Below are 3,990 nucleotides of genomic sequence, written 5' to 3' on the forward strand. Positions count from 1 at the left end.
GGCGTGCCGGGCGGCTGGATCCAGCACATGCTGCGCTTGGCCTCCATCTCGCCCCAGGTGATGCTGAGGTCGGGCAGGTACTGCCACACATAGCCGCCGCGGTACGACACGGTCTGGTCCATGTACACCGCGGCGCGCTTCATCGCGTCGCGGGCCTGGGCCACGGCATCGGTGCCGCCGCCGGTACCTGGCTCGGGGTTGGCGGGCGTGGTGTCGTCATCGCTGCCGCCACAGGCGGCCAGGGCCACCGGCGCCAGGCTGGACAGGACAAAGCTGCGTCGCTTGAGCATGGTCGTCTCCTTGTTGTCGTAAGTCATCGTACAAGTCGACGCCCCATCACCCACCGGCAAAAATCCGCTGCAAAAGAGCAGCTCGGGCGTGCCATCGCGCCACCGCGCGCACCTGCGTGCGCGCGCGTTCATCTATCCGTACAGCTGGTCACACACCGGCCCAAGCCCCTCAGCGCCCGAGGGAAAACACCCGCTTGGCGCTGCGCCCCGGCTTCACCCGGGGCGTGCGCGACGTCTTACGGGGCGGGAGGTTCCGCGCCGCCGGGTAAACCCTGTGGACAGTACGTAGCCGGTCATCGACCATTGCCGCTGTTGTATGACAACTGACAACCGCTCATGACCTCTGCCCCGGTGGCCACCACGCCCCTGCGCTTCAAGCGCCTGCTGCTCACCGGCGCCGCCGGCGGCTTGGGGCGCGAACTGCGCCAGCGCCTGCCCCACTACTGCGACACGCTGCGCCTCTCGGACATCGCCGACCTGGGCAGCGCCGGCCCGCGCGAGGAAGTGGTGCCCGCCCGCCTTGAAGACGCGCCCGCGGTGCTGCAGCTGCTCGAAGGCGTGGACGCGGTGGTGCACCTGGGCGGCGTGTCGACCGAGCAGCCGTGGGAGCCCATCCTGCAGGCCAACATCGTGGGGCTCTACAACCTGTACGAAGCGGCACGCAAGCAAGGCGTCAAGCGCGTGCTGTTTGCCAGCAGCAACCACGTCACCGGCTTTTACCGGCAAGACGAAGTGATCGACGCCCGCGACCCGATGCGGCCCGACGGCCTCTACGGCCTGAGCAAGGCCTTCGGCGAAAGCCTGTCGCGCTTTTACTGGGACCGCTACGGCATCCAGACCGTGTGCCTGCGCATCGGCTCCAGCTTTCCCGAGCCGCGCAACCGCCGCATGCTGGCCACCTGGATGAGCTACGACGACCTGGAGCGCCTGGTGGTGGCCGCGCTCACCGCACCGGTGGTGGGCCACAGCATCATCTTCGGCATCAGCGACAACCACACGCGCTTCTACGACAACACCTACGGCGCCCACATCGGCTACCGCCCGCAAGACAGCTCCGAGCCCTTCCGCGCCAAGGTGGAAGCCGCCGAGCCGGTACTGGACATGAACGACCCGGCCAACGTCTACCAGGGTGGCCCCTTCGTGCGCACGGGGCCGTTCGAATGAAGCCGGTGTCCGAGCTGCGCGACGAGGTGGGCGAAAGCCCGGTCTGGTCGCCCGAAGAACAGGCCCTGTGGTGGGTGGACATCGAAGGCCGCTGGCTGCGCCGCTACCACCCCGCCACCGACCGCACGCAAAGCTGGGCCACGCCCGAGCGCACCGGCTGCATCGCACTGCATGCGCAGGGCGGCCTGCTGGCCGCGATGGAAACCGGCCTGTGGCGCCTGCAGCCGCAGGACGACGGCCAGCTGGACAGCGCCCGCATCGCCGTGGTGGCACACGCCCGCGACAACATGCGCTTCAACGATGGCCGCACCGACCGCCAGGGCCGCTTCTGGGCCGGCACCATGGTGCGCGACATGGGCCTGGCCAGCGATGCCGGCGCGCTGTACCGTTGGGACGAGCGCGGCATGGTGAAGGTGCTGGACGGCTTCATCACGCCCAACGGCCTGGGCTTCAGCCCCGACGGCCGCACCATGTACCTCAGCGATTCGCACCCCAGCGTGCAGAAGGTCTGGGCCTTCGACCTCGACGACCAAGGCACGCCGCGCAACCGCCGGCTGTTCGTCGATTTCAACGACCACCCCGGCCGCCCCGACGGTGCCGCGGTGGACGCCGAAGGCGGCTACTGGATCTGCGCCAACGACGCCGGCCTGGTGCACCGCTTCACGCCCGATGGCCGGCTGGACCGCTCCATCGCCGTGCCGGTGGCCAAGCCCGCGATGTGCGCCTTCGGCGGCGCGGCGCTGGACAGCCTCTTCGTCACCTCGATACGCCCCGCTTCACCGCCGCCCGAGCAGGCCGCGCTGGCCGGCGCCTTGTTCATCGGCAGCCCCGGCGCGCGCGGGCTGCCTGACACCCCGTGCAGGGCCTGAAGAAGCCCGCCGACCCCACCCTTGCATCACCCCAGGAGACTCACCGTGCGTAAACCCCTGCTGCTGGCCGCGCTCATCGCCGCCGCCTTCACCGCCCCTGCCGTGCAGGCCGTCGAATTCCGCTCGGCCGACGTGCACAACAGCGACGACTACCCCACCGTGGCCGCGGTGCGCCACATGAGCGACGTGCTCAACAAGCAGAGCAACGGCAAGTACAAGATCAAGGTCTTCAACAAGAGCGCGCTGGGCACCGAGAAGGAAACCATCGACCAGGTCAAGATCGGCGCGCTGGAACTCAACCGCGTGAACATCAGCGCGCTGAACTCCATCTGCCCGAAGACGCTGGTGCCCACCATGCCCTTCCTGTTCGACTCGATCGAACACATGCGCAAGACGCTGGACGGCCCCATCGGTGAAGAGATCCTCAAGGGCTGCGAAGCCGAAGGCATGGTCGGCCTGGCCTTCTACGACAGCGGCGCGCGCAGCATCTACAGCAAGAAGCCCATCAAGACCGTGGCCGATGCCAAGGGCCTGAAGATCCGCGTGCAGCAGTCCGACCTGTGGGTGTCGCTGATCAACGCGATGGGCGCCAACGCCACGCCGATTCCCATCGGCGAGGTGTACACGGGCCTCAAGACCGGCCTGATCGACGCCGCCGAGAACAACATCCCGTCGTACGAAGGGTTCAAGCACTACGAGGCGGTGAAGTTCTATTCGCGCACCGAGCACTCGATGGCGCCGGAGATGCTGGTGATGTCGAAGGTGGTGTTCGACAAGCTGCCCAAGGCCGAGCAGGACATGTTCCGTGCCGCCGCCAAGGAGTCGGTGAGCTTCCAGCGCCAGAAGTGGGACGAGCAGGAAGCCAAGTCGCTGGCCACCGTCAAGGCCGGCGGCGCCACCATCGTCGACGGTGTGGACAAGGCCTCCTTCCAGGCCGTGATGGCCCCGGTGTACGCCAAGTTCATCACCACGCCCGACCTGAAGCGCCTGGTCAAGGCCGTGCAGGACAACAAGTAAGCCAACCCGCCCCATCGCGACAGCAGCATGAACACCGCCCTGCCCACGGGCGCCGGCACGGTCTCCTCGACCATGCACGGCGCCTCCACCACCGCCGTGGCCGCCCCGGTGGCCCCGGCCACCGACCCTGAAGGCGCGCCGCGCCCGCAGGCCGACCACGCCTTCAACCGCCTGTGCGCCTGGCTGTCCAAGGCCAGCCTGATCGGGGCGGTGATCATGCTGATCGCCATCATCCTGTGCGTGCAGTACCAGGTGGTGGGCCGCTATGTGTTCAACGACACGCCCACCTGGGCCGAAGGCCTGGCGCTGCAGCTGGTGCTGTACGTCACCGCGCTGGGCGTGGCGGTGGGCGTGCGCGATGCGGGCCACATCGGCCTGGAGTCGCTGGTCTCGCTGCTGCCCGATGGCGTGCGCCTGAAGATCGAGATCCTGATCCATGCGCTGGTGGCCCTGTTCGGCGCCATCATGTGCTGGAGCGGCTGGACCTGGACGGTGCTCAAGTGGACCGACATCAAGCCCATGATGGGCGTGCCGGTGGGCCTGGACTACCTGGCGCTGGTGGTGGCCGGCGCCCTCATCGTTCTCTTCTCGATCGAGCACATGCTGGCCCTCATCGCCGGCGAAGACGTGCAGTCGGCCTGGTACTGAAA

4 protein-coding genes and 1 pseudogene are annotated in these 3,990 nt (G+C 68.1%); 4 read left to right on the top strand and 1 reads right to left on the bottom strand.

Translation table 11 applies throughout. From position 1 onward, the window contains the following. A pseudogene (locus ABNT58_RS06400) lies at positions 1-290 on the bottom strand (pectate lyase); the annotation flags it as partial. A gap of 336 nt (positions 291-626) precedes the next feature. Here ABNT58_RS06400 and ABNT58_RS06405 point away from each other — a divergent pair. From ABNT58_RS06405 to ABNT58_RS06420, 4 genes are read left to right on the top strand one after another with little or no spacing between them, the layout of a single operon-like run. Further along, the gene (locus tag ABNT58_RS06405) at positions 627-1,454 is read left to right on the top strand and encodes an NAD(P)-dependent oxidoreductase (protein ID WP_348752671.1); all 828 of its coding nucleotides are present in this window, start codon (positions 627-629) and stop codon (positions 1,452-1,454) included. Continuing rightward, positions 1,451-2,323, top strand: coding sequence for an SMP-30/gluconolactonase/LRE family protein (locus ABNT58_RS06410; protein ID WP_348752672.1), 873 nt, complete (start codon positions 1,451-1,453; stop codon positions 2,321-2,323). The genes ABNT58_RS06405 and ABNT58_RS06410 overlap by 4 nt, the downstream gene beginning before the upstream one ends. A 45-nt stretch (positions 2,324-2,368) precedes the next feature. Further along, positions 2,369-3,340, top strand: a complete 972-nt coding sequence (locus ABNT58_RS06415; protein ID WP_348752673.1) for a TRAP transporter substrate-binding protein — start codon at positions 2,369-2,371, stop codon at positions 3,338-3,340. Positions 3,341-3,367: 27 nt separating this feature from the next. Continuing rightward, complete coding sequence (locus ABNT58_RS06420) at positions 3,368-3,988, top strand: TRAP transporter small permease (protein WP_348752674.1); 621 nt, start codon at positions 3,368-3,370, stop codon at positions 3,986-3,988. Positions 3,989-3,990: the final 2 nt, after the last annotated feature.

Origin of the sequence: uncultured Aquincola sp. (assembly GCF_964001545.1) — a bacterium.
In the GTDB taxonomy this organism is placed as follows: Bacteria; Pseudomonadota; Gammaproteobacteria; order Burkholderiales; family Burkholderiaceae_C; genus Aquincola.